This is a genomic window from Thiomonas sp. TH-17 (genome assembly GCF_057473305.1).
On sequence record NZ_JBYCKI010000172.1, the window covers coordinates 1 to 5,840 of the forward strand.

A 5,840-nucleotide genomic window follows, 5' to 3' on the forward strand; every position below is an offset into this window, starting at 1 on the left:
GCGGCCAGCACCATCAACACCGTGTCGCCCAGAAACACCCCGAACGCGCCCCGATAGCCCTGGCTCACCCCGCGCTGCGCCGCCACGCTCAGCACATACAGCGAGTTCGGCCCCGGCAGCAGGACGATGAAAATCACCCCGAGCACATAGGTCCACAGATTGACGACGCCGAACATCTGGTCCATGGGCAGTCTCAGGCGCGGTCCATCAGACCGATAAAACGGTCGAACAGGTAGCCGATGTCATGCGGCCCGGGACTGGCTTCCGGGTGCCCCTGAAAGCAGAAAGCGGGTTTGTCTTTCCACGCCAGCCCTTGCAGCGTGCCATCGAACAGCGAGACATGGGTGGTGCGCACGGTGTCGGGCAGGCTGGCCGCGTCCACCGCAAAACCGTGGTTCTGGCTGGTGATGGACACGCGGCCGCTGTCCAGGTCTTTGACCGGGTGATTGGCGCCGTGGTGGCCGAATTTCATCTTGAAGCTCTTGCCGCCGGCGGCCAGCCCCATGATCTGATGCCCGAGGCAGATGCCGAAGGTCGGCATGTCGGCGGCGATGATGCTCTGGGTCGCGGCAATGGCGTAATCGCAGGGCTCGGGGTCACCCGGGCCGTTGGAGAGGAACACACCGTTGGGCCGCAGCGCCAGCACGTCGGCTGCAGAGGTTTGCGCGGGCACCACGGTGACGCGGCAGCCGCGTGCCGCCAGCAGGCGCAGGATGTTGAACTTCACGCCGAAGTCGTAGGCCACGACATGACGCAGGGGCTGGGTCATTTCGCCATAACCTCGCTCCAGCGACCAGTCGGTCTGCGTCCACTCGTAGGGTTGCGGCGTGGTGACGACGCGGGCCAGATCCATACCGGCCAGACCGGCAAAGCCGCGCGCGCCATCGAGCGCCGTCTGAATCACGGCATCGGTGATGTCTTGCCCCGCCTCCAGGCCAATGACGCAGCCGCTCTGCGCGCCCTCGGTGCGCAAGTGGCGCGTCAGCCTGCGGGTGTCGATCCCGGCGATGGCCACCGTACCGTTTTGGCGCAGATAGGCGTCGAGCGTCTGTTCGCCGCGATAGTTCGACATCTGCAGCGGCAGATCCTTGATGATCAGCCCGGCGGCATGCACCTGGGCTGCTTCCACGTCCTGCGCATTGGCGCCGACGTTGCCGATGTGCGGATAAGTCAGGGTGACGATCTGGCGGCAGTAGCTGGGATCGGTCAGGATTTCCTGATAGCCGGTCATAGCGGTGTTGAACACCACTTCGCCAACCGTCTGCCCACTCGCGCCAATGGAGAGTCCGCGAAAGATCGAGCCGTCGGCGAGAACCAGAACGGCTTTGGGCAGCATGGACAGCATGAGAATTCTCCGGTGAGCGCCCGGATTTTGGAATGGATCGCCAGCCTGGCCGACAATCTGGGGCGCGGCGCGCAAATAGCTGTGAGGCCAATTTGCCCGTCCGTCAGGCCCCTTGAGGGTCACCGCAGGGCGGCAACACTTCAGGCGCACAAAATTTGTCAGATTATATTCATGCGGTTTGTCTGCCCAGCGTCTCAAGGAAACGCTGGGCCGCCCCAAGTTTCCTTGACCCGCACGGGGGGCGGGCTGGGCCTAGCCCGGCCCTGGGGGCGCTCAAAGCGCCCGGACACGCCAACTTGTCGTAATGAACACCCTTCCCTCTCTGACGCCCCCGCCTCGGCCCATCCCCCTGCTCGCCCTCGCGTTCGGCGTTCTGCTCGCGCACGCCTTGCTGCTCGCCTGGCTGGTGTTCACGCCCACCCAGGCGCCCAACAAGCCGGAACAGCGGATTGAATGGATCACCTTGCAGAAGGGGCCGCTGCCTGCCGCGCGGCCCCCTGCGCCAACCCAGGCGGCTGCGGCCGTGCCGCCGCCCGAAAAAACGCAGCCCGCCCCCCCGAAAAAGCACTTCGCCCGGCCCGCTCCGCCGCATCCGAGCCCGCAGGTCCCACCGGCACCCCAGCGCCCACAGCCACCGAAGCCAGTCTTGCCACGCACGAACACGCCGCCGATCGAGCCGACCGTAGCGCCTGCGGTCCCCCCTGCTCCCGACCTCCCGGCGATAGCTGCCGCGCACAGTGCGGCCCCGCAGGTCGCCACGTCCATAGCGGCGCCCAACCCGCCCCACCCCGAGGCGGCGGTCTCCGCTGCGCCCGAGCCCGTCGTGGAGACTGCGGCCTCGTACAAGGCTGAGTATCTCGACAATCCGCCGCCACCTTATCCCCGTCTGTCACGCCAACTGGGCGAGGAGGGTACGGCCCTACTCAAGGTGCAGGTCGGCCCGAACGGGCGCCCGCTGCAGATCAAGCTCATGTCGTCCACCGGCTATCCGCGGCTGGACGAGGCCGCCGAGGCGACCGTGGCGCAGTGGCGCTTCGTCGCCGCCACGCGCAACGGTCAGTCGGTCACTTCCTGGGTGCTGGTGCCAATCAAGTTCCGTATTTTGAATTGAGCTCTGCTCATGCCGTTTACAGCGCCCGACTGAGCAGCAGATCGAAATCCGTCGCCTTACTCAAGGTGCCGAAGCCTCCGCCCCATTCACCCCCGAGCCGGGATGCGCAGAAAGCCTGGGCGATCGGCTCCGGCGCGTGGCGTAGCAACAATGCGGCCTGCACGGCCAGCACGAGGTCGTGGGTCAGCGTCCGGGCGCGCGATTGCTGCGCGTCGGTATCGCGCAGGGCCACCGAGAAGCGCTGCAGATGCGCGTCGAAATGGGCGTTGCGTCCCTGCGCCGGGGCGAGTTCGGCCATCAGGGCGTCGGCGGTGCGCAGGTTCTTGCCCAAGGCGCGCAGCACGTCCAGACACATCACATTGCCCGATCCTTCCCAGATGGAATTCACCGGCATCTCGCGGTAGATGCGAGCCTGCAAATCGTCTTCGACGTAGCCGTTGCCGCCCAGCACCTCCATCGCCTCGCCCGCGAGTTCGGCGCCGCGTTTGCAGATGCGAAACTTGCCCGCCGGCGTGAGCAGGCGCCGCAGCAGCGACTGCGCCTCGTCGTGCTGCGAGTCGAAGGCCTGCGCCAGCCGCAGAGCCAGCGCGATGGCGGCCTCGACTTCCAGCGCCATGTCGGCCAGCACATTGCGCATCAGCGGCTGGTCAATCAGCGCGGCGCCGAAAGCGTGGCGGTGTCGCGCGTAGTGCACCCCCTGGCTCAGCGCCTGGCGCATCAGCCCGGTGGTGCCCAGCACGCAATCCAGCCGGGTATAAGTGCCCATTTCGAGAATGGTCGGCACGCCGCGCCCTTCTTCGCCGAGCAAATGCCCCCAAGCCCCCTGAAATTCCACTTCGGACGAGGCGTTGGAACGGTTGCCCAGCTTGTCTTTGAGTCGCTGGATCAGCACCGGATTCTTGCTGCCGTCCGGCGCCCAGCGGGGCACGAAAAAGCAGCTCAGACCGCCCGCCGTCTGCGCCAGCACGAGATGGGCATCGCATTGCGGGGCGGAAAAAAACCACTTGTGCCCGGTCAGACGGTAGCCGCCCGCGCCATCAGGTTCGGCGCGGGTGGTGTTGGTGCGCAGATCGGAGCCGCCCTGCTTTTCGGTCATGCCCATGCCGATCAGCCCGCCGCGCTTTTGCGCCAGCGGCAGGTCGCGCGGATCGTATTCCGGGCGCATCAGCGTGGGCAGCCAGTCGCGTGCCAGCAGGGCGTCGCGCGACATCGCGGGAATCGCGCCATAAGTCATGGTGGTGGGGCACATCGACCCGGCTTCGATCTGCGTCTGCAAAATGAAGCCCGCCGCCCGCGCCACATGCGCGCCCGGCTGCGGCTGCGCCCACGGGCCGGTGTGCAGGCCGCGCCGGGCGATGTCGCTCATCAACGCGTGCCAGGCCGGGTGAAACTCGATCTGGTCGCGGCGAAAGCCCCTTGCATCGAAAGCGCGCAGAACCGGCGAGTTCTGGTTTGCCAACCTCCCCTGCTCGTAGCTGGCGGCGGCGCCAAGCTCCGCCCCCTGCCGCGTGAGTTGCTCCTGCGCCCAGCCACCGCCAGCACGGGCAAGCGCCTCGCGCAGCGCGGGATCGGCGGTGAACAGGTTGTAATCCTGCAAGGGCGGGGCTTGGTTGGTCACATCATGGGTGGGCCAGGTCATGAGAGTCTCCGTTTCAGTTTCGTGTGCTGTGCATTGCAGCACCGACCCTCAGTAGCGTGCAAGGAACAGCCCGTTACCATGCTCGGCTATCCGCCAGGCTCCCGGCCTTGCACAGAACACGCTTTTCCCATGTCGCATTCCACACAAGACTTTTCCGATTCAGACACCGGCCCCGGCCGCGGCCTGACCTGGGTGCTGTTTGCCGCGCTCGTCGTTCTCTGGCTGGGCACGCTGGGCTGGCGCGATCTGGTGCCGACAGACGAAGGCCGCTACGCCGAAATTCCGCGGGAAATGGTGGTGACGGGCGACTGGGTCACGCCCCGGCTCGACGGTTTCAAATACTTCGAAAAACCGCCGCTGCAATACTGGGCGACCGCGGTGAGCTACGAGGCATTCGGCTTTGGCGAATGGCAGGCGCGTCTGTGGACCGGGCTCACCGGCCTGCTCACGGTGCTGTTCACCGGCTGGGCCGGAACGCGGCTGTTCAACCGGCGCACCGGGGTGTTTGCCGCTGGCGTGCTGGCCAGCATGTTTTACTGGAACGCGATGAGCCACATCAACACGCTGGACATGGGCACCGCAGCCACCATGTCCGCGAGTCTGATGGCCTTCCTGCTGGCGCAGCGGCCCGATGCGAGCCGTGCGCAGACTCGATGGTGGATGTGGGCCACCTGGGCCTTCATGGCGCTGGCCATGCTGTCCAAGGGGCTGATCGGCATTCTGCTGCCCGGCGCGGCGCTGGTGCTCTACACCCTGATTTACCGCGACTGGAAGTTGTGGACGCGGCTTTACATCGTCAGCGGCCTGCTCATTTTTCTGGCCATTGCCGCGCCCTGGTTCATCTGGGTGCAGGTGCGCAACCCCGAGTTTTTCGACTACTTTTTCATCTACCAGCAGTTCACCCGCTTTCTCACCGACAAGCTCCACCGCCCCGGCGCCTGGTGGTACTTCTTTCCCATTCTGATTCTGGGCGTTCTGCCCTGGCTGGGCAGCCTCGTTCCCGCCCTCTGGCGCGGTGCGGCGCGGCCTGCGCAGCGCGGCGCCGCCTTTGGCAGCGCGCAGGGCCGCACGCTGCACGCACAAGGCATGCTGGTGATCTGGACGGTGTTCATTTTTGTGTTTTTCAGCATCTCCAAATCGAAGCTGCCGTCTTACATCCTGCCCATCTTTCCGGCGTTGGCGCTGCTCGTGGCCGACTATTTCGACCGAGTTCGCGGCGGCGCCCTGCGCTGGCAATTCGGTCTGCTCGCTCTGCTAGGTCTGGCGGGCGTCATCGGCCTGACGCAACTACACCGACTGGGCAACGCCACCACGCCCGGCGCTCTTTATCAGCAGTTCGGCTGGTGGCTCGAAGGCACCGCAGCGCTGGCGCTGATCAGCGGGCTTGTGGCCTGGCGCTGGGAGGCGCAGGGACGGCGCACGGCAGCCGTGCTGCTGGTCAGTGTGGCAATGACGCTGGGGTTCTCGCTGGGCATCCAGCAGTTCCAGATTCTGGGCCGCACGGCTTCAACCAAGGATGTGGTCAACGCCATCCGGCCCTGGATTCAGCCGGGCCAGCCGTTCTACGCCGTGGGCACTTATGACCAGACTTTGCCCTTTTACCTCGACCGCACAGTCACCTTGGTCGAGTATCAGGGCGAGTTGCATTTCGGCATCGAGCAGCAGCCCGGTCTGTGGGTGCCGACCTACGCCGATTTCGCCCGGCGCTGGAACGAGGACAAACAGCCGCTGGCGCTGATGTCGCC

The 5,840-nt window shown here is 65.9% G+C and carries 5 protein-coding genes; 2 read left to right on the plus strand and 3 right to left on the minus strand.

Translation table 11 applies throughout. The features are described from left to right. A partial coding sequence (locus AC2VLV_RS10490; RefSeq protein WP_486989932.1) for a LysE family transporter occupies positions 1–185 on the minus strand: 185 nt, incomplete at its 3' end. 8 nt (positions 186–193) lie between these two features. After that, positions 194–1,345: a glutamine-hydrolyzing carbamoyl-phosphate synthase small subunit gene (gene carA / locus AC2VLV_RS10495; RefSeq protein ID WP_486989933.1), complete on the minus strand. Its 1,152-nt coding sequence runs from the start codon at positions 1,343–1,345 to the stop codon at positions 194–196. 304 nt (positions 1,346–1,649) lie between these two features. On the opposite strand from carA, the gene AC2VLV_RS10500 reads away from it, so the two are divergent. Next, complete coding sequence (locus AC2VLV_RS10500) at positions 1,650–2,456, plus strand: energy transducer TonB (protein ID WP_486989934.1); 807 nt, start codon at positions 1,650–1,652, stop codon at positions 2,454–2,456. 16 nt (positions 2,457–2,472) lie between these two features. On the opposite strand, the gene AC2VLV_RS10505 is transcribed toward AC2VLV_RS10500, so the two are convergent. Then, positions 2,473–4,095 carry an isovaleryl-CoA dehydrogenase gene (locus AC2VLV_RS10505; protein ID WP_486989935.1) on the minus strand — a complete coding sequence of 541 codons (1,623 nt, stop codon included), beginning with the start codon at positions 4,093–4,095 and terminating at the stop codon, positions 2,473–2,475. Positions 4,096–4,224: 129 nt separating this feature from the next. Here AC2VLV_RS10505 and AC2VLV_RS10510 point away from each other — a divergent pair. Then, positions 4,225–5,840 (plus strand): glycosyltransferase family 39 protein (locus AC2VLV_RS10510; protein ID WP_486989936.1); only part of this gene is annotated, 1,616 nt, incomplete at its 3' end.